Genomic DNA, 18,485 nt, shown 5'->3' with positions numbered 1-18,485 from the left:
ATTAATTTTTATCGGGAAAGCAAAGATGGATAATTTAATCATTAAAAAAAAACTGTTGTACCCTTGATTATTAAAAAATATATTTGTATGTCTAAAAGAAGCCCCTTAATGATACACTCAACTAACACATTACGAGTACGTTACGCTGATACTGACCCTATGAAATATGTGTACTACGGCAACTATGCCGAATACCTGGAAGTGGCCCGCGTGGAACTTTTCCGAGGTATCGGAATGTCGTACGATGAGATTGAAAAGCGGGGAATCTGGCTGCCTGTTTCTGAGTTCAAAATTAAATATCTGCAACCTGCAAGATATGACCAAATTCTGACCATCCACACTTACGTGAAAAAAATTCCGGGAGTCAGAATCGAATTTGAATATGAGATTTTTGGCGAGGAGGGTGAACGGATTTCTGAAGCCAGCACAACTCTTTTTTTTCTGGATTCGGCAAGAAATAAAATTGTAAAATGTCCCGATTTTCTGATGCAGCTAATTCTAAATCACTGGAAAGACGAACAAAATACCGATTAACGGCTACAATGCGGCAATCGCATTAATTTTTGCACAAATAATCTAATAAATCAATTGTTTTACTATTTTTGTAAAAGAAATAAATCAAAGCTTATGAAAAAATTATTTTACTTCTTCGCCATTTTTGCTTCAGCTACTGCTTTTGCCCAGCAAAATTCAGGCAAGCCTGTGGTTCTTGTAGACGGAATGCTGGCCTCCAGCAGCCTTGTTGCACAGGATAAAAAGAATATTCAGACTACAAATAACTATAAAAGCGGAAACCTGCCGCAAAATCTTAAGAGCTTTGAGAGCCTGGCGGCTAACGGTATTACCGCAGTGAAAGTAAAAGAAAACTATTACGACAGAATTTCGCTGAAAGAACTGAACCAGGGTTTCAAGCTTGCAGATAACTCACCCGTTAACTTTGACGGTAATATCATCAGCAATACAGATCTTATTGTATTGGGTAATGTTCTGGAACATATGGAAGTCACTGAGGTAAACGGTAAGAAAATGCTTTCCATCTCGACTACACCGAAAAGTACTTCCGCCTCGGCACTTAAGTAACCTCTATTTCTTAAGGTAAAAGTCAGCGTCCTCAATGGGCGCTTTTTTCATGCCCTACAGCCGGATTCAATACTTCCCTTTCCATTTCCTTTGGAGTTCGGACTCAATTTTATTTTCAGTGGAATTATTTCCCGGTTTATAGAACTGTGTGCCTGAAATTTCCGCCGGCAAAAATTCAAGGTCCACAAAATTACCGGGATGTGAATGCGCATAGTCATAATCCCTGCCATAATCCATTTCCTTCATCAGCTTAGTGGGCGCATTGCGCAAATGCAGAGGAACGGGCAGGTCACCGGTTTTCTTCACAAAAGCCATGGCTTCATTGATTGCAGTATAGGTAGAATTACTCTTGGGTGAAACTGCCAGATATACGGCGGTTTCACTGAGGATAATCCTCGCTTCGGGATTGCCAATCACATTCACCGCCTGAAAACAGTTGTTAGCGATCACGAGGGCATTGGGATTTGCCAGTCCGATATCTTCGGCTGCCAGAATAAGCATTCTGCGCGCAATGAATTTTACATCTTCGCCACCTACCAGCATTCTTGCCAGCCAATAAACGGTTGCATTGGGATCCGAACCGCGCATGGATTTAATAAAGGCCGATATAATATCATAATGCTGCTCACCATTTTTATCATACAGCGCCATGGTTTCCTGCAGAACTTCCAGTACATCATCATTGGATATATCAGACTTGCCGCTGTTCAGGAAACTGTTCAGCACATTTTCAACCGAATTGATGAGTTTACGGGCATCACCACCGGAATATTTTATGAATGCTTCGTTTGCCGAAATACTGAAATGCGTACCGTGTTCCACATTATAATTATGAAGCGCGGTTTCTGCCAACTCCTCAAGCTTTTCGTAGGTCAGTGATTTTAATACGTAGACCTGTGACCTGGAAAGTAATGCTGAAACAACTTCAAAACTGGGATTCTCCGTAGTAGCACCTATAAGAACGATCCAGCCTTTTTCTACCGCATGCAGAAGTGAGTCCTGCTGGGATTTGTTGAATCGGTGAATCTCGTCAATAAAGAGAATTGGTGACTTACCTGAAAAAAGATTCTGCTTCTTCGCCTCATCAATAACTTCACGGACATCTTTCACTCCGCTGGATACTGCCGAAAGTTTAAAGAATTTCCGCCCCGACTGAAGGGAAATTATTTCAGCCAGCGTTGTCTTGCCGGTGCCCGGAGGACCCCAAAAAATCAGTGAATTCAGTGTGTCATTCCTGAGCATTTTGCGGATGGCGCCGTTCCGGCCTGTAAGATGCTCCTGACCCAGCACCTGATCCAGATTCTGGGGGCGCATTTTTTCGGCCAGCGGTGCATTTGCATTCATAAATTGTTAATTAAGTTTCAAAGTTAATGATTCTCACCAAAAAGGAATTCTTCACAAAGGTTTCAAAAATTTCAGTCTGTTGATTAATTAAAGTATTTTTGCACTGCTTTGAAGTTGAACTTTAACAAAATCACTACCTTCCCTTTACTCCTGCTGATCCGTTTTTATCAGTGGTTTATATCACCATTACTGCCCAAAAACTGCCGCTACGAGCCTACATGCTCACAGTACATGGCTGAAGCACTGCAGGTACACGGAGTTTTCAAAGGCCTTTGGCTGGGCGCAAAAAGGATTGCAAGATGTCACCCGTGGGGAGGCGAAGGTTATGATCCCGTGCCACCAAAAAAATAAATAAACGATAAAAAATATGCTTACACTTTTATACACAACCTGGGACCCATCTACAGGAATTCATTTGGGACCGATAACCCTGCACTATTACAGCCTGATGTTTGTGATTGCCTTCGGCCTGGGCTATTACCTGATGACTAAGATGTATAGGATTGATAATGTAAACCTGAAATATGTGGAACCAGTATTCACCTGGACTTTGGTAGGTACCATCCTGGGTGCAAGAATCGGGCATGTTGTTTTTTATCAGCCTGAGCTTTTCAGGCAGGATTTCTGGTCGGTATTCCTTCCGATTCAGACTGTTCCGGAATTTAAATTCACCGGTTTCTCTGGTCTTGCCAGTCATGGTGCAACCATTGCCGTAATTCTTACTACCTTGTATTATTCTTACAAAATTATTAAGAAGAACCCGCTTTGGGTTTTCGATAGGATTGCAATTGTAGTTGCCATCGGGGGAGCTTTTGTGAGGATAGGGAATTTCTTCAATTCTGAAATCATCGGCAAGCCGGCACCGGAAAACTCACCTTTTGCAGTGCTGTTTCCGCAGCAAAGTACGGAGTATGGCGCAATTGTACCCAGATATCCTACCCAACTGTTTGAAGCTACCGGTTATGTGCTGCTTTTCATCCTCCTTTGGGTACTCTACCGTTATACCAACCGCAAATACCAGCAAGGATGGTTATTCGGACTGTTCTTTATACTGCTTTGGGCCATCAGGTTCTTCGTAGAATTCCTGAAAGAACCTCAGGGCGACGAATTCATCCAGTTTGCGGGATTAAATACAGGACAGGTACTGTCTATCCCATTTATGATTGCCGGAGCAGTGATTATGTGGTACTCGCAAAAGAACAGGATCACACAGGCCGAAAATGAAAAGCCTGATTAAAATAAATGCCTCTCATATCGGGAGGCATTTTTTATAAAACTACTTCAGTTCTGTAATCCGGATCAATCCTTCATTTTCATGATACATCATGCAAAAAATCTTGTCTGCAAATTCGGGACACTGATCTGTTTTTATAAATTTCGCATTTACAACTGCACCTTCTTGATGCCTGCTGAGGATTTCTGCATTGCAAACCAGCCAGTCCTTCGAGTCCACGCGAAGATATGTTCCGGTGCAGTCCCGCGTTACAGTGGCTGTTTTAGCAGCACCACTGGCAGCACATGACCATAGTGCGGTTGTTACAAACGCTGAAAATAAAAGCTTTACTAATTTCATTTCAATTTTTTTCTGAAGCAGTATCAAAATTCACACCTCACTTGCCAAAGCCAGAAAAACATTGCCGATTTCATCAAGCAGATCAGTAGCCAGCATGGCTTCCTGCGACTTTTTTTCGGCTGCCAGATCTCCGGCTTTTCCATGAATCCACACGCCCAGTACAGCTGCCTGTTCCGGGCTGTATTTCTGAGCCAAAAGTGCTGTAATCATTCCCAAAAGAACATCTCCACTACCACCCTTGGCCATACCGGCGTTACCGGAAGTGTTATAATACACCTCTCCGCTGGATGTGATGACCTGCGTATGATGGTCTTTTAATACAATGCAGATATTCAGTTCTGCCGCCATTTGTTTGGCTAAAGAGGTACGATTGAAAGAGTCGGAAGTCTTGCCGAACAGACGTTCAAATTCCCGGGGATGCGGGGTAATGATGCTTTGGGCGGGAAGCAATCGGAGAAATTCCGGATTTTCAGCCAGAATATTGAGGGCATCTGCATCCAATGCCAGCGGCTTACGCCATCTATGTAAAAAGTCACGCAGTGCCGCTGCAGTTTCCGGATGTCTGCCCAGACCGGGACCCACACCAACCACGGTGTCTTCACCGGCTTTAAAAGCTGTGAGATGAGTGGTGCCAAAGGCTTCAAACATTGCTTCAGGACATGCAGTCTGCAGAATGTTATATCCGCAGGAAGGTCCGGCCGATACCGTAATGCCGCTCCCAGTCCTTAACGCACCCCGTACCGCGAGCACCGCAGCACCGGTCTTACCGTAACTTCCGGCAACGATCAGGCTTTTTCCAAAATCGCCCTTATTTGAAAAGGAACTTCTTCGATGGAAGGATCTACGTATTAATTGCTCATCCACCGTAAATTGCTCAGAGGTTTCGGCCTCATAAAAATCTTTGGACAGACCTATATCCAGTACGACAACCTTACCGCAAAAAGTTCCGGTCTCAGTGTGTAGAAAAGTCTTTTTCTGCGATTGAAAAGTGAGTGTATAATCTGCGCTGACAACCACAGAATCAGGACCGGAATATTCGTCGGCACCCAGACCGGATGGCAGATCAACTGATACCTTCATGTTGTCGAGCGCATTTAATTTAAGGACAGCGCTCCTATAAACGCCTCCAAGATTTCCACTGAAACCGGCACCAAAAAGTGCATCGATAAAGATTACACTCCCATCCAGCCAGACATTCGGGAATTTGTTCAGATCACTTATAGTTACAGCAGATTCCTGTTGCAGCGCTTTTAAGTTAGACCTGGCATCTTCGGTTTTAAATGAGCTTTGCAAATCTGCAAATACAGTGACTGCAGTACCTTCAGCGTTAAGTAAACGTGCGACAGCAAGACCATCGCCTCCGTTATTTCCGGGTCCGCAGAGTACGCAGTATTCCACACTGCTTCCAAAACGGTTGATGATCCAGGCAGTACAGGACTTCGCAGCACGCTCCATTAGCTGAAGTGATGATATCTTTTGATTCTCAATGGTAAAACGGTCCCACTTCCTGATCTGGTTTGCCGAGAAAATTTTCATTATAATTTGAATATCTAAAAATAATGATTTAAAAGTAAAAATTTAGGAAATGAATCTTTCAACTTATCTGAAACATGGTTGTTCTCAGTAATATTTCATTAAATTTGAGTGAATAAAAACTTAAATTATGGGCTTTATACAGGAATTTAAAGAATTTGCATTCAAAGGAAATGTGATGGATTTGGCAGTGGGTGTAATCATAGGCGCTGCGTTTGGAAAAATCGTAACCTCTTTGGTGGAAGATGTCATCACACCACTTATACTGAATCCAACCCTGGAAGCGGTAAATGCGGAAAACATCGCACAGCTCTCATGGAATGGTGTAAAATACGGCAGTTTCCTGTCGGCAGGCATCAGCTTTCTGTGTATCGCAATGGTGTTGTTCTGGCTCATTAAGGCAGCCAACAAGGTAACACGCCCAACGCCGGCCGCGGCGCCAGGACCAACGAAGGAAGAACAGCTGCTCACCGAAATCAGGGATTTACTGAAGGAAAAAAGCACCAACCAGTAATACACCTGCTTCCGTAGTAATTAGGGAACCTGAAGTATACTGCAAATCTGCTGGGCCAGGGACAGACCAATTCTGTCCTGTGCTTCCAGCGTGGATGCTCCCGTATGAGGCGTTAATGATATGGCCGGATGACTGAGTACAGCCTGTGACGGAGTAGGCTCATCTGCGAATACATCCAGGCCCGCAAACCTGATCCTCTCGGAATCAAGTGCCCGAAGCAAAGCTTCCTCATCTACCACACCTCCGCGCGAACAGTTGATTACTGCCGCACCCTTCTTCATTATGCCGAATTCCTTATCACCAATCACAAAACCGCCTGCCTGACCCGGAACATGCAAGGTAATAAAGTCTGCGTGGCGCAGGACTCCATCCAGTGGCTCGGTTTCAATATCCACATTGATAAACTGGCTGTTGTAAAATTTGACTTTGATGCTGGCTCTGCCCACATTACTGTCGGCAGCTATAACGCGCATTCCCAGGCCAAGTGCAATACGGGCTACTTCCTGACCAATCCGGCCCATACCAATAATGCCGATGGTCTTTCCGCGAAGCTCAATGCCTTTTTCATAGGATTTCTTAAGTTGAGAAAAGTGCGTATGTCCACTTACAGGCATCTGCCGGTTGGAGTCCTGAAGATAGCGGCATCCCGAAAAGAGATGGGCAAAAACCAGTTCCGCAACCGATTCGGAAGAAGCAGCAGGTGTATTGATGACATGAATCCCTTTTTGCCTCGCATAATCCACATCTATATTGTCCATGCCTACACCTCCCCGCCCAATGATCTCCAGCGTAGGACAGCGGTCAATAAGTTCACGCCGCACCTCCGTAGCGCTGCGTACAATTAAGGTGCGGATGCTGTTTGCGTTGATGTATTCTGATAAGAAATCCTGTGGGATCTTTTCTGTGATTACCTGGAAACCTTTGGATTCCAAAATATCAATCCCGGACTGATCCAGTCCGTCATTAGCTAATATTTTCATAGTCGTATTAAATATCCGGTTGGGGAGCAGGCTTTGAAAGATGACTTCCCTGCAATTAAACTCTGTCAATTTTAAAACCTTAAAAATGCTGCCGGGTTCAGATTCGCCTACAATTTTACAATAATTACTGTTGCCCAGTACTCCAACTGCTAAATTATATTTAAATATTTCCCCAATCGCCTTATATGTCCTAAATTTGTAAGGATGGAAGAACATGTTGTGCTGGTTTCTGAAAAGGATGAGGTTTTGGGAACCATGGAAAAGATGAAAGCTCATGAAAACGGTATTCTGCACCGTGCTTTCTCGGTTTTCCTCTTTAATGATAAAGGTGAAATGTTGCTGCAGCGCAGGGCTTCAGGAAAATACCATTCGCCTGACCAGTGGACCAATGCGGTGTGTTCCCACCCCCGACTGGAGGAATCATATCTGGAAGGCGCACAGCGACGGATGAGGGAAGAATTGGGAATACAAACCACTCTTGCAGAAAAGTTTCATTTTATTTATAAGGCCGATGTTGGTCAGAATCTTTGGGAACATGAGCTTGATTATGTTTTCACAGGTACTTACAATGGAGAAATTCATCCAAATAAAGATGAGGTGAGCGCAACACGATTTATTACAATGGAAAAGCTCGATATGGAAATGCAGGCCAATCCGAACCAGTTTACGGAATGGTTCAAAATAATCCTGGAAGAATACAAACACCATCTGTAACTTTTTAAGAAATGGCGGAATAGGTAGGGATTTCCGCGACCGAATATGAATAATCTGAATTAAATAATTAAGCAATGACTAAAAGAACTGCGCTGTTTGACAAGCATGTGTCACTAGGAGCGAAAATGGTACCTTTTGCAGGATTTGATATGCCTGTACAATATTCCGGTGTTACGGAAGAACATTTTGCAGTGCGCGAAAAGGTTGGGATTTTCGATGTGTCCCATATGGGTCAGATTTTCGTTGAGGGACCGACAGCTAAAGATTTGTTACAATATGTAACTACCAATAATTTAGATACACTGGAAACGGGTAAAGCGCAATACACCTGCCTGCCGAACGGCAATGGAGGGATTGTGGACGATCTGATCATCTACAAAATGGCAGATGAGAAATATTTCGTTGTGGTGAACGCTTCCAATATTGAAAAGGACTGGAATCATCTTGTAAAGCATAACGGGCGTTTCGGTGCAAAACTGACCAACGCATCAGACGATATGTCGCTTATCGCCGTGCAGGGTCCTAAGGCTGCTGAAACACTTCAAAAACTTACCGATACCAACCTTGCAGATCTGCCTTACTACCATTTTACCGAGGGAACAGTTGCAGGAGTGCAGGACGTAATCATTTCCAACACGGGATATACCGGAAGCGGAGGTTTTGAGATCTACTTCAGAAACGGTGATGCGGTGAAGATCTGGGAGTCTTTAACAGAGGCTGGTGAAGAGTTTGGTCTTATTCCCTGCGGACTGGCGTCCAGAGATACTTTACGCCTTGAAAAAGGATTCTGCTTATACGGTAACGATATTGATGACACTACATCACCTTTGGAAGCGGGGCTTGGCTGGATTACCAAATTCGACAAGGATTTTGTGGATAAGGAGCGGCTTGCAAAACAGAAAGAAGAAGGAATTACCAAAAAACTTGTTGGTTTCGAGATGCAGGAAAGAGCCATCCCAAGACATGACTATCCCGTAGTAGATGCGGAAGGCAATGTGATTGGCCGGGTGACCTCCGGAACCATGAGCCCAATGAAATCAACAGGAATTGGCCTGGCCTATGTGGACAAACCACATTACAAGACAGGAACGGATATCTATATACAGATCAGGAACAAGAATATACCTGCTAAAGTTGTGAAGACACCTTTCGTTTAGGTTCTTCTGCTGAATTTAAAGCGCCGCCCGGAAAAATTCCGGGCGGCGCTTTTGTTTCCTGCGTAAATCTATTTAATCTCAATGGATTTAATATTCTCCATCGTAACATCCTTTTTCGGAACGGTAATCTTCAGGATACCGTCTTCATACGCTGCTTCAATATTCTCGGGAGCCACATTATCCGGCAAGGTGAAAGATCGGCTGAAAGAACTGTAATTGAACTCCCTTCTGGTAAAGGAACCGCTTTCATCCTTTTCCGAATGTTCTTCACGTGTTTCGCTGCTTACCGTCAATACATTTCGCTCCAGGTCAATCATGAAATTCTCTTTCTTAATTCCCGGCGCCGCAACGTGTATTTCAAATGCATCCTTCTGTTCCAGCACGTTTACCGAAGGTAATGTGTTCTCGGAAGGTGAAAATCTTTGTCTGTTGAAATCGAAAAGATCTCTGGTAATGAAATCATCAAAAAAGCTGTTTCTTCTGATAAGATTAGACATGATACATCAATTTTTTGGGTTAGACATCAAGTAATTATACCGAAGAGGACACAAAAAAAATGCCCGCAATAATCTGCGGACATTTTTACAGTTTATACTGAACACCAGGTATTTATGTCAGAAATCAGTCACAATTTTAAAAAAATTCTGTGAAAATTTGTCACTTTAACGCACATGCTGAAAACAGAAATCATTACCGATCCTTGTTTTGCGCTTGCAGCGCGTTCCTGCCTGGGTAGTCCCTCGGCAGCGGCTGGCGGAATTGGTTCCTGAAACCTTTTTCGGCAGTGATTTTATTCCGGAGATCTGGCGGTATGGCGGCCGGCAAATTCTGCATGGAGTCAGTCCGCTCCGAAGCGCATTTTCAATGCCCGAAACAGAGGAAACATTCCTGACCATTCGGCAATTAGAGAGATGGTACTTTGTACCCGAGGGAGTTCGGTAAACACTCTGGGCAGCGACCGAAATACCGGTGATCACCAATATCAGCCACAGCAATTTCACATTAATCGGCAAAATAAGACCTTAAGGCCTCAAGGTTTTTCTTGTCGTTGCCTATGAAAATCTCGGTGTCCGTCATGAAAACGGGACGCTTAAGAAAAGTGTAGTGATCCAGTATGAGTTCTTTATAATCTTCTTCAGTAAGCTTCTTGGGGTCAAGTTCACGAAGTTTGATCTGATTGGATTTTTTGCTGAAAAAAGCTTCATAAGAGCCGGCAAGCTTATGCATCTGCTCCACCTCTTCTTCTGTAATTGGATTTATCTTAATCTCGCGAAGTTCCCAATCTTTCAAATTAAATTTTTTCAGGATTTTCAGGCAGGTATCGCAGGTTTTAAGGTAAAAAACTTTTTTCATCTTGCTAATATAATAAAAAATAAATGCGCGGCGGGAAAAATAATGGAAAATTTTCATTAAAAAAGCACCCATTTCGCGAAAAAAAAGGATGCTTTTCATAAGATTTTAAATATCCCTACTGTGGAACTACCAGAACCTGACCCGGATAAATTTTATTGGGATCTGAAAGCATTGGCTTATTGGCTTCAAAAATTTTGTTATAGGCATTCGCATCACCATAAACTTCCTTTGCAATTTTTGATAATGTGTCGCCACTCTGGACAGTATGAAATTTCGGCTGAACAGCTGCTGCGGCAGGTGCCGGCGTCTGAGCTGCAACAGGTGCAGCCTTAACCGTCATCCGGTCATTTACACCGTCAATACCTTCCACATTTCCGGCCGCTACATAAATTTTTCCTTTCTCGTCCCAGTTCTTTGCCTCACCCTGGATGGTCACCTTATCATCGGCCACCGTAAAAGTAAGTGCCGAAATATCGAAACCATATTTGGCCACATGATTCTTCACCTTCAATGCCTGTTCTTCCGGCTTTTCGCCACCGCCAAAAATTTTCTCACCTACGTTTTTTAAAAATGATCCTAAACCCATTGTTTGTAATATTTTAATGTTAAATACCAAAGTCTATCTTCAGCATGCTGTACTTATCAACTTCTATGCTTAATATCGTTAATAAGGTGTTAAACTTGGAGGAAAACTGTCTATTTACGGGACTACCAGCCGGTTTAATCATTAACTTTAAATTAAATATTGAATTATGGTAAACACTCCTATCAGTTTTCAGTTCATATCCGAGCCCAGTGACGTTAACTACGGCGGCAACGTGCACGGCGGCAGCGTAATGAAGTGGATAGACCAGGCCGGCTATGCCTGCGCAACCACCTGGAGCGGAAATTATTCGGTAACTGTGTATGTAGGCGGTATAAGGTTTTATGAACCAATCAAGATTGGTGAGATTGTAAAGGTGGAAGCCCAGGTCATTTACACAGGAACTTCAAGCATGCATATTTCCATCAACGTATTTTCCAGGAATCTTAAGCAACCGGATTTCGACAAGAAAACGCACTGCATCATCGTGTTTGTGGCTGTGGATGAAAACGGAAAGAAGCTACCGGTGACCAAATGGGTTCCCGAAACCGAAAAGGAAAAGCAGAATGAGGCCTACGCCATACGGTTGATGGATTTGAGGCAGCAGATTGAGGATGAGATGAAGCCGTTTCTTTAGTTGAGAACGGGGGTAGCATCCCACAACCTGTGTAAGTTGAAAAGTTATTCTGAAAATTTTGAGCCCTCAAAGCTCAGAAATTTTCAGAGGACAATTTACTTTCCTTTAAAACACCCACCACTTTTTAAAGCTACATCCGGCAAACCCCTATTTCATGCAGAAGTCCTTGTCCGTCCGCGTAATCTATGGCATTGCTGTACCTGTAATCCTCCCCACGGACAACCAATCCCGCTTTAACAGGATTGATATACACAAGCTGATGTATAAAATTATACTGATTGTGCACGCGATGTAACAGCGCGGCAGCGGGGGGCCAAAAAGTCAGCTATTTACTATTTTTCTGCTATACACTGATACTCGGGCAAATTTTATTTTTCTACGATTTTTTAAAAAAATTAAATAATAATAAGGATGTTATACTTAGCACTACATAATATATATTTATTTCGATTGCATAAAAAAAATAAATAAGTCCTTCATATTTTTCATTTTTATTAATCAAATGCATATAAATACCAAAACTGAAACTTAATAATAAAAATAATACCATTGAAAAAATAATTAATTTTGGAATATAAATTCTTTTAAAAATTATTTTGATTAGTATTATTATTAATATATATATTCCCAATACCAAAAATCCAATATCCTCGTTTTCCATACATATTTTCCTATCTTATTAATAATATTCTCAGACATGATTTGTAAGCATGATTTTTTATCTATTATATATTCTCACACATTTTTTTTTGCATTCCTATGAGTAATATCCTTTCCAATATAAATATTAGGCCTTGAACTCATTTGCCGCCTCTTTCCAAATTTCTGCTACATCATCTTCAAAGCCCGGTTTTACGGTAACAATTACTCTTGCCAGTCCTACTTGTAGGAAGCTTCGAACTTTTTCGGATTAAAAAAAACCGCAATCCAACGCAGAAAGTATTACTAATAAATAAATTACTCTTTTCATAAATTAAATTTTTAACAAAGATAAAGTCTAGCAACTATGAAGATAGACTTTGGTTCTATTTTAAACAAAATAATGGATAATTTACTTCATATTTGTACAAATTAGGATACTTGTAACAATCTTGTCCATTTTGGAATCATACCGATAATCCCTATAGCCTCTATTAGAAATTCCCGCATCTGTGCCGAATTTATATGTCCTCGTCCATCCGCGTAACCCGGGGCACTGCTCTACCTGTAAGCCTTCCCCACGGAAAACCAATCCTGCTTCGACAGGATTTTGATGCACATAAGCTAATGTATAATATTAGACTTATCGTGCACGCAATGCAATCGCGCGGCAGCGGGAGGAGCTTACACAACAACATAACTATAAAATTTAAACACGACACTTTTTGTCGCATTACCTTTCTATCTTTGATTTACAAAATATCAAAAATGAAAAAAAATCTGACTCTTTGTTTTTTTTATTGTGCAGTCACCCTTTTTTACACACAATCCTCTTATTCATTAGGTGTGCATATAGGAGGTGGGGTTAATATTTACAGTAATAAATATGACACAGATGAAAATCATTTTAAGTTTAATTCACCTATTTCTGGCAATATCGGAGTAAAGTTGTTAAAATATATGGATGAAAAAAATGCTTTTTTATTAGAACTAAACCATTCCCGAAAAACGATAGAATTTAATTATGATTTGAATGAAAAGGAAATACCGTATAAATTAAAAGATAACATAGGGCAAAAATACAGCACGATTTCCATGCATGTTGGCTACAGAAGAACCTTACCCTCCTTTAAACTGCAAAAATTTTTTGAAGTGAGTGTAGGAGCCGATTATAATTTAAATGTCATCGTTTCAACAAGAGGAAACGGAGAAGGAACAGATGTTGAATTTTCCGAGCCTATTTTGTATACCAATTTTTATAATACCAACCTAGATGAAAAATCCTATACTTTAAGTGCAAATCTTGGTTTTGGGGTAAATTTCGGTTCAAGAAATCAGTATGAGTTTGGAGCGATCTTTAATATACCTTTCCAAAAAATTCAGGAAAAAACTTCCCATTACCAATATGAGTGGGAATATCAAGACAAAATATTTATCCATAGGTTGGATTATTTAGGGGAAATTTATTATCCAAATATGAAACTCACGTACTACATTTTTTAAATAATTACAAACGCCTCAGGGCGTTTTTTTTTGAAAAAAAGTAGCTTTGTTTTATTTTAAACTTTTAAATCATGATCAAAAAAACATTTCTTCTTTTACTGTTTTTTGCCTTTTTTGGGGCTTTGTCACTGAAGTTTACAACTTATATTTAAACTTCTTATATAACTTCTCACCATAGGTTTCCATCTGTTCAAATCCCTGGAAATTATTAAAGTTTTCTTGATTCATATCAAATAATATTTTCCCTGTTTTATCATCAATAATAATTGTTTTAGGCTCAATAGGTTCGTCTTGCAAGCCATTCATTTGGATTATCCAATAAGATTTATTGGCATCAAAGATTCTGGAAATTCTTATTGTTGAATAATCATAAGTGTCCGCAATTTCTGTAACATCATAATAACTCATTTTGAAATGCTTTTCGTGATCAATATGCTGTAATAGATTTCCAAATTCATCATAAACATACCAATTGCCAGCTGGATAATAACCATTTGGCGTATTAATCTGATGCCTTATCATATGAACATTTTCATTAGGGTAAAACTCTATTGTAGTTTGCAAATTTTGGGTAAATTCTTTTGCACTATTAAAATGTTCTTTTCTTCTTGGAATCGCTTTTTGTATATCATCATCTTTCCTCCCTCCAATCAAGACCAATTTGCCATCTTGATATTTGTAACCAAAATCATTGTATTCAAGAACTAATTCGTTATCATTTTTTTTTAATAACTTAGAAGAATCTTTAGTTTTTTCAAATATTCTTTCATTCTCTGCTTTCAATAAATCACTTAAGTTAGGAACTTCTATATTTTCTTTAGTTATATTTGGTATATTCATTTTAAGATGTTTTTTTTGTTTTATAATAATATCTTTATGCTGAGCGCTGCAACTTGTAAAAATTAATTGCAATACGACTATAAGAATTGACTTTTTCATTTTTTAATATTTTTTCTCGCCATTAACCATTGCCAATGAAATAAAGACCTTGTATTTGTTCCTATGTTGTGAGAATAATCTAGCAATTTATCTATCCCCCCGCTGCCGCACAATTGCCTCGTGTAGCCACATTAATACTAATCATATCATAAAAAACCACTATTCCAGCCAGAAGTTCTTGTCCGTCCGCGTAATCTATGGCTCTGCTGTACCTGTAATCTTCCCAAAGGAAAACCAATCCTGCTTCAACAGGGACTTGCTTTTATCGCGAATGTTTTTCAAATATATGATTTTGCAGCTGGATTATACACAGTATAATATATTTTGTGGGCACACACTCAGGAGGCTTTGCGGCAGGGCAGCTGGCAATAGCCCCTTTTTCGATCTTTCGGTTTCAAGTAAGCGTGCTAAAAAAGTAACATTCTTAACATTTCGACATTAAAATAGATTACTTTTATTTGAAATTTAAAAAACAACACACCATGAAAAAATATTTATTTGCAAGTGACGGACTGTTCTTGTGGAATAGTCAACGAGGTACTGAACTGATTGAGATGGTAGAAGTTCCTAATAATAACTTCAATTTTCTTGCTCGTGCAGCAAATGAAAATGAAAAACCGGAGCAGCATACTGAAATTTTACTATTCCAACATTATGGCTACTAAGTTTTTAAAAGTGTTTTTTGCGGCATTGATATTATCCATGCTACAAAGTTGCCCTGGCATAGAAGAAGAGTGTAATGACTTTTCGGTGCCCGTGCCTGATTTAATTACGATAACCCCTTTAAAACCAACGTACAATCAGGGAGAGGAGATAATTTATAAACTCACTATTCCTGCTCAAAATGATTACTTTGGCTCATCTATTAATCTTTATGAAAAAACAGGGGATACAAACTCATGGTATACTGCCAGTTCTACCTATCTTTTTGATGGTAATACTGTGGTTTATTTAAAAGGGAGTAAAAGAAACGGTGCAGAAAACTGGCATAATGTAGCCTATAATTCTTCCAACGGTAATTATGAATTGGAAATAAAAGTGAAACTAAACAAAATAGGAAATTATTCTATGTTTGCTGAAGATATGATAGATTTTCAAGGCTCTCCTAAATGCAATAGATACGGAATAAAAACAAATATATTGGGTATGAATTCAGACCGAAGAATAGAATTTACCGTACAATAATGACAACTTTAATAAAAATGCGAAACGGTTTGGTGGTGGAGCCGGGAAGGAACAACGTTTGATCCCTCTGTCCATAGAAGCGGAAACAGTAACCCGCTAAATAATATTCTTGATGAAGTAAATATTCAATCGGTAAGCCAGTACAATCTAGCCCCTATTTTTAGCAGGCTCCCACCGCTGCCGCACGATTGCATCGTGTGGCCACTTTTAAAGCTAAAAAAATCAAATATCCGGAAAACCACTAATCCAGCCAAAAGGCCTTGTCCATCCGCGTAATCTATGGCATTGCTGTACCTGTAATCCTCCCCACGGAAACCAATCCTGGTTCAACAGGATTGATATACGTAAACTAATGTATAATATTAGAATTATCGTGCACGCGCTGCAATCGCACGGCAGCGGGGATGTTATTCTTTATCGTAATCCAGTTCTTTATAGGTTGAGAAATAAATCAGGTTCAGTGTAAGGATTACGATCAATAATGCTGAAGATGAGTTGAAATATTCCAGTGGCTCTTCCAGAAAGGAATTCAAAATCCGTCCGAAGACTACAAGTCCGATAATACTTTGAAGAGAATAGGCCCAGGTTCTGTATCGAATCTTCTTTATTCGTTCATCTTCAATTTTTTCCTTTGAAATATTTATCAACGCCAGCCCAGTTAATAACAAAGTGACCGCGATCCTAAAGTCATGTTCAATATCTGGAAACCAGCCTTGCGTTTGGAGAATAAAATCAGCCACTGACAATAGGATTACAGCGACCCCAACCATTTTAAAACCGTTCGGAAGCAAATACACATCTCTTTTAATAAATTGAGTACTCATAAGGATAAGGCATTGTAGGCAAGTTACTTTAAATCAATAGAGAACTTACTGTTGGGTTAAGATCCAACAAATCCTTTCTGAATTAAGAAAGGATTGATTTGTTGAAATATTTTGTTCTAACTTATCTCGCAATATTCACGGATCTCGTTTCGCGGATTACGGTTACCCGTACCTGACCAGGATAGGTAAGTTCGTTCTGGATCTTTTCGGAGATGTCGTAAGACAGCTGTGAGGACTGATCGTCATTCACCTTGCTGCTTTCTACCATTACCCGAAGTTCACGTCCAGCCTGGATGGCGTACGCGCTGGAAACACCGTCAAAGCTCATAGCTGCAGCTTCAAGGTCTTTTAAACGCTGGATGTAGGACTCCAGCACCTGACGTCTGGCGCCCGGTCTGGCACCTGAAATCGCATCAGCCACCTGGATGATTGGCGACAGTAGTGAAGTCATCTCTACTTCGTCGTGGTGCGCACCGATAGCATTCACTACCTCTGCATTTTCACCATATTTCTCAGCCCACTGCATTCCTAACAGTGCGTGTGGAAGCTCGGATTCCTGCTCCGGCACCTTTCCTATATCGTGCAGTAACCCTGCTCTTTTAGCCATCTTTACATTCAGGCCAAGCTCTGCAGCCATTGTTGCCGCAATATTGGCCACTTCACGGGAGTGCTGAAGAAGGTTCTGGCCATAGGAAGACCTGAATTTCATACGTCCTACGATTTTAACCAATTCAGGATGCAGTCCGTGGATTCCAAGGTCCATAATAGTCCGCTTACCTACTTCAATGATCTCCTCTTCGATCATTTTCTTGGTCTTTTCAACCACTTCTTCAATTCTTGCCGGGTGAATTCTGCCGTCTGTTACAAGTCTGTGCAGAGACAGTCTTGCGATTTCACGCCTAACCGGATCAAAACAGGAGAGCAGGATTGCTTCGGGAGTGTCGTCAACAATAATTTCAACTCCAGTTGCAGCTTCAAGGGCACGGATATTACGTCCTTCCCTACCGATAATGCGTCCCTTGATCTCGTCTGACTCAATATTAAAGACAGATACAGAATTCTCTATGGCCTGTTCCGTACCGATACGCTGTATCGTTTGAATGACAATTTTTCTGGCTTCCTGCTTGGCGTTAAGCTGCGCTTCTTCCATGATGCTCTGTACGTGAGCCTGCGCACGGCTTTTGGCTTCGGCCTTCATCGCTTCCACCAGTTCAGCTTTTGCGTCTTCGGCACTGTAATTGGCAATTTTCTCGAGGATTTCTACTTTCTGAGCGATCACTGCATCAAGATCCTGTTGTTTCTTTTCCAGGATTTCGTGCTTTTTCGCATAATCAGCAATCTGTCTGTCCAGGTCTTTTTCAAGTTTTCCTGTCTTGCTGAGTTCATCATTCAGTTTTTGCTCTTTGTCGCGGATTCTTTTCTCGGCATCCTGCATCTTCTTTTCACGGCTCTGGATCTCAGAATCGTGCTGCGATTTCAACTCAAGGAATTTAACTTTTGCCTGAGATTCCTTGTCTTTGCGTACTGCTTCGGCTTTCACATTAGCAGTTTCTATAACGTTTTCGGCATTCTTCTTTGCATCTTCCAGAATGAACCTGGCTTTGGTGTTCAGTGAACTTCGGGAAAAAACCATACCCAGCACAGCCCCAATGACCAGTGCGAGAATGCCTACGATAATAACAGTTGTTGTCATATTGCGTTTTATTTGTCTAGTTATATGTTATTTTAAATGTTTGAAATAAAAAAAGCCCACAACAGTTCAGTGATTTAGAGTAAACTCCTAATCAACACGATTTGAACTGATTTCCAATGTCTGTAATCCGCGGTTGCGGCACGCCATTCACTGGACTTTTGTTCGGTAATTGTTTAGCGTTGAGTTTACCTTTAATGTGTTAGAACTATTGTAGGCAGTACTTATCGGAAAAGA

Annotated in this window: 22 protein-coding genes; 12 read left to right on the top strand and 10 right to left on the bottom strand. The window is 40.8% G+C overall.

The features are described 5' to 3' along the window. Positions 1-108 precede the first annotated feature (108 nt). A complete protein-coding gene (locus F7R58_RS04970) occupies positions 109-534 on the top strand; it encodes an acyl-CoA thioesterase (RefSeq protein WP_158063842.1) in 426 nt (141 codons plus the stop codon). Positions 535-627: 93 nt separating this feature from the next. Further along, on the top strand, positions 628-1,080 hold the full coding sequence (locus F7R58_RS04965; protein ID WP_158063841.1) for a hypothetical protein: 453 nt from the start codon (positions 628-630) through the stop codon (positions 1,078-1,080). Between the two features lie 66 nt (positions 1,081-1,146). Here the strand turns inward: F7R58_RS04965 and F7R58_RS04960 are convergent, their stop codons facing one another. After that, positions 1,147-2,424, bottom strand: coding sequence for a replication-associated recombination protein A (locus tag F7R58_RS04960; protein ID WP_158063840.1), 1,278 nt, complete (start codon positions 2,422-2,424; stop codon positions 1,147-1,149). A 108-nt stretch (positions 2,425-2,532) separates the two neighbouring features. Between F7R58_RS04960 and yidD the strand changes: the two genes are divergently transcribed. Continuing rightward, the gene (yidD, locus tag F7R58_RS04955; RefSeq protein ID WP_158063839.1) at positions 2,533-2,775 is read left to right on the top strand and encodes a membrane protein insertion efficiency factor YidD; all 243 of its coding nucleotides are present in this window, start codon (positions 2,533-2,535) and stop codon (positions 2,773-2,775) included. Between the two features lie 16 nt (positions 2,776-2,791). After that, the gene (gene lgt / locus F7R58_RS04950) at positions 2,792-3,661 is read left to right on the top strand and encodes a prolipoprotein diacylglyceryl transferase (RefSeq protein WP_158063838.1); all 870 of its coding nucleotides are present in this window, start codon (positions 2,792-2,794) and stop codon (positions 3,659-3,661) included. A 39-nt stretch (positions 3,662-3,700) separates the two neighbouring features. On the opposite strand, the gene F7R58_RS04945 is transcribed toward lgt, so the two are convergent. Together F7R58_RS04945 and F7R58_RS04940 are read right to left on the bottom strand one after the other, a co-directional pair. Further along, complete coding sequence (locus F7R58_RS04945) at positions 3,701-3,997, bottom strand: hypothetical protein (protein WP_158063837.1); 297 nt, start codon at positions 3,995-3,997, stop codon at positions 3,701-3,703. A 30-nt stretch (positions 3,998-4,027) separates the two neighbouring features. After that, positions 4,028-5,533 carry an NAD(P)H-hydrate dehydratase gene (locus F7R58_RS04940; protein ID WP_158063836.1) on the bottom strand — a complete coding sequence of 502 codons (1,506 nt, stop codon included), beginning with the start codon at positions 5,531-5,533 and terminating at the stop codon, positions 4,028-4,030. Positions 5,534-5,660: 127 nt separating this feature from the next. Between F7R58_RS04940 and mscL the strand changes: the two genes are divergently transcribed. Next, positions 5,661-6,044, top strand: a complete 384-nt coding sequence (mscL, locus tag F7R58_RS04935; protein WP_158063835.1) for a large conductance mechanosensitive channel protein MscL — start codon at positions 5,661-5,663, stop codon at positions 6,042-6,044. Positions 6,045-6,064: 20 nt separating this feature from the next. On the opposite strand, the gene F7R58_RS04930 is transcribed toward mscL, so the two are convergent. Next, positions 6,065-7,024: an NAD(P)-dependent oxidoreductase gene (locus F7R58_RS04930; protein ID WP_158063834.1), complete on the bottom strand. Its 960-nt coding sequence runs from the start codon at positions 7,022-7,024 to the stop codon at positions 6,065-6,067. Between the two features lie 204 nt (positions 7,025-7,228). Between F7R58_RS04930 and idi the strand changes: the two genes are divergently transcribed. Both idi and gcvT read left to right on the top strand, forming a co-directional pair. After that, complete coding sequence (idi, locus tag F7R58_RS04925; RefSeq protein WP_158063833.1) at positions 7,229-7,738, top strand: isopentenyl-diphosphate Delta-isomerase; 510 nt, start codon at positions 7,229-7,231, stop codon at positions 7,736-7,738. Between the two features lie 74 nt (positions 7,739-7,812). Further along, positions 7,813-8,895: a glycine cleavage system aminomethyltransferase GcvT gene (gcvT, locus tag F7R58_RS04920; protein WP_158063832.1), complete on the top strand. Its 1,083-nt coding sequence runs from the start codon at positions 7,813-7,815 to the stop codon at positions 8,893-8,895. Between the two features lie 68 nt (positions 8,896-8,963). Here gcvT and F7R58_RS04915 read toward each other — a convergent pair whose 3' ends face one another. The 3 genes from F7R58_RS04915 to lysM form a co-directional block, all read right to left on the bottom strand. Continuing rightward, the gene (locus tag F7R58_RS04915; RefSeq protein ID WP_158063831.1) at positions 8,964-9,392 is read right to left on the bottom strand and encodes an Hsp20/alpha crystallin family protein; all 429 of its coding nucleotides are present in this window, start codon (positions 9,390-9,392) and stop codon (positions 8,964-8,966) included. A 505-nt stretch (positions 9,393-9,897) separates the two neighbouring features. Next, positions 9,898-10,248 carry an arsenate reductase family protein gene (locus tag F7R58_RS04910; RefSeq protein WP_158063830.1) on the bottom strand — a complete coding sequence of 117 codons (351 nt, stop codon included), beginning with the start codon at positions 10,246-10,248 and terminating at the stop codon, positions 9,898-9,900. Between the two features lie 115 nt (positions 10,249-10,363). Next, on the bottom strand, positions 10,364-10,834 hold the full coding sequence (gene lysM, locus F7R58_RS04905) for a peptidoglycan-binding protein LysM (RefSeq protein WP_158063829.1): 471 nt from the start codon (positions 10,832-10,834) through the stop codon (positions 10,364-10,366). A gap of 166 nt (positions 10,835-11,000) precedes the next feature. Between lysM and F7R58_RS04900 the strand changes: the two genes are divergently transcribed. From F7R58_RS04900 to F7R58_RS04895, 3 genes are all read left to right on the top strand, one after another. Continuing rightward, positions 11,001-11,468 (top strand): acyl-CoA thioesterase, encoded by a 468-nt coding sequence (locus F7R58_RS04900; protein ID WP_158063828.1) that lies wholly within the window; start codon positions 11,001-11,003, stop codon positions 11,466-11,468. Positions 11,469-11,622: 154 nt separating this feature from the next. Beyond that, positions 11,623-11,763: a hypothetical protein gene (locus tag F7R58_RS12925; protein WP_187695265.1), complete on the top strand. Its 141-nt coding sequence runs from the start codon at positions 11,623-11,625 to the stop codon at positions 11,761-11,763. A 1,112-nt stretch (positions 11,764-12,875) separates the two neighbouring features. After that, entirely contained in the window at positions 12,876-13,610 is a 735-nt protein-coding gene (locus F7R58_RS04895) for a hypothetical protein (RefSeq protein WP_158063827.1), read from the top strand. Between the two features lie 135 nt (positions 13,611-13,745). Here F7R58_RS04895 and F7R58_RS04890 read toward each other — a convergent pair whose 3' ends face one another. Next, complete coding sequence (locus F7R58_RS04890) at positions 13,746-14,549, bottom strand: hypothetical protein (RefSeq protein ID WP_158063826.1); 804 nt, start codon at positions 14,547-14,549, stop codon at positions 13,746-13,748. Between the two features lie 482 nt (positions 14,550-15,031). Here F7R58_RS04890 and F7R58_RS04885 point away from each other — a divergent pair, with 482 nt between their 5' ends. Beyond that, positions 15,032-15,214 (top strand): hypothetical protein, encoded by a 183-nt coding sequence (locus F7R58_RS04885; RefSeq protein ID WP_158063825.1) that lies wholly within the window; start codon positions 15,032-15,034, stop codon positions 15,212-15,214. Then, the gene (locus F7R58_RS04880; protein WP_158063824.1) at positions 15,204-15,734 is read left to right on the top strand and encodes a hypothetical protein; all 531 of its coding nucleotides are present in this window, start codon (positions 15,204-15,206) and stop codon (positions 15,732-15,734) included. Before F7R58_RS04885 ends, F7R58_RS04880 begins: the two co-directional genes overlap by 11 nt. A gap of 407 nt (positions 15,735-16,141) precedes the next feature. On the opposite strand, the gene F7R58_RS04875 is transcribed toward F7R58_RS04880, so the two are convergent. Continuing rightward, entirely contained in the window at positions 16,142-16,381 is a 240-nt protein-coding gene (locus tag F7R58_RS04875) for a hypothetical protein (protein WP_158063823.1), read from the bottom strand. Positions 16,382-16,679: 298 nt separating this feature from the next. Continuing rightward, positions 16,680-18,251, bottom strand: a complete 1,572-nt coding sequence (gene rny, locus F7R58_RS04870) for a ribonuclease Y (RefSeq protein WP_158063822.1) — start codon at positions 18,249-18,251, stop codon at positions 16,680-16,682. Between the last annotated feature and the right edge of the window lie 234 nt (positions 18,252-18,485).

This window comes from Chryseobacterium sp., from assembly GCF_008831505.1.
Lineage (GTDB): Bacteria > Bacteroidota > Bacteroidia > Flavobacteriales > Weeksellaceae > Marnyiella.
This window is presented reverse-complemented; position numbering and strand designations above follow the sequence as displayed.

Bases quoted from the DNA above. Each gene is read 5' to 3' on its own strand.
- F7R58_RS04885 (WP_158063825.1), top strand. From the start codon at position 15,032: ATGAAAAAATATTTATTTGCAAGTGACGGACTGTTCTTGTGGAATAGT.
- F7R58_RS04970 (WP_158063842.1), top strand. From the start codon at position 109: ATGATACACTCAACTAACACATTACGAGTACGTTACGCTGATACTGAC.
- F7R58_RS04965 (WP_158063841.1), top strand. From the start codon at position 628: ATGAAAAAATTATTTTACTTCTTCGCCATTTTTGCTTCAGCTACTGCT.
- F7R58_RS04940 (WP_158063836.1), bottom strand. From the start codon at position 5,533: ATGAAAATTTTCTCGGCAAACCAGATCAGGAAGTGGGACCGTTTTACC.
- F7R58_RS04890 (WP_158063826.1), bottom strand. From the start codon at position 14,549: ATGAAAAAGTCAATTCTTATAGTCGTATTGCAATTAATTTTTACAAGT.
- mscL (WP_158063835.1), top strand. From the start codon at position 5,661: ATGGGCTTTATACAGGAATTTAAAGAATTTGCATTCAAAGGAAATGTG.
- F7R58_RS04960 (WP_158063840.1), bottom strand. From the start codon at position 2,424: ATGAATGCAAATGCACCGCTGGCCGAAAAAATGCGCCCCCAGAATCTG.
- F7R58_RS04900 (WP_158063828.1), top strand. From the start codon at position 11,001: ATGGTAAACACTCCTATCAGTTTTCAGTTCATATCCGAGCCCAGTGAC.
- F7R58_RS12925 (WP_187695265.1), top strand. From the start codon at position 11,623: ATGCAGAAGTCCTTGTCCGTCCGCGTAATCTATGGCATTGCTGTACCT.
- F7R58_RS04915 (WP_158063831.1), bottom strand. From the start codon at position 9,392: ATGTCTAATCTTATCAGAAGAAACAGCTTTTTTGATGATTTCATTACC.
- lgt (WP_158063838.1), top strand. From the start codon at position 2,792: ATGCTTACACTTTTATACACAACCTGGGACCCATCTACAGGAATTCAT.
- gcvT (WP_158063832.1), top strand. From the start codon at position 7,813: ATGACTAAAAGAACTGCGCTGTTTGACAAGCATGTGTCACTAGGAGCG.
- rny (WP_158063822.1), bottom strand. From the start codon at position 18,251: ATGACAACAACTGTTATTATCGTAGGCATTCTCGCACTGGTCATTGGG.
- F7R58_RS04910 (WP_158063830.1), bottom strand. From the start codon at position 10,248: ATGAAAAAAGTTTTTTACCTTAAAACCTGCGATACCTGCCTGAAAATC.
- idi (WP_158063833.1), top strand. From the start codon at position 7,229: ATGGAAGAACATGTTGTGCTGGTTTCTGAAAAGGATGAGGTTTTGGGA.
- F7R58_RS04895 (WP_158063827.1), top strand. From the start codon at position 12,876: ATGAAAAAAAATCTGACTCTTTGTTTTTTTTATTGTGCAGTCACCCTT.
- F7R58_RS04945 (WP_158063837.1), bottom strand. From the start codon at position 3,997: ATGAAATTAGTAAAGCTTTTATTTTCAGCGTTTGTAACAACCGCACTA.
- F7R58_RS04880 (WP_158063824.1), top strand. From the start codon at position 15,204: ATGGCTACTAAGTTTTTAAAAGTGTTTTTTGCGGCATTGATATTATCC.
- lysM (WP_158063829.1), bottom strand. From the start codon at position 10,834: ATGGGTTTAGGATCATTTTTAAAAAACGTAGGTGAGAAAATTTTTGGC.
- F7R58_RS04930 (WP_158063834.1), bottom strand. From the start codon at position 7,024: ATGAAAATATTAGCTAATGACGGACTGGATCAGTCCGGGATTGATATT.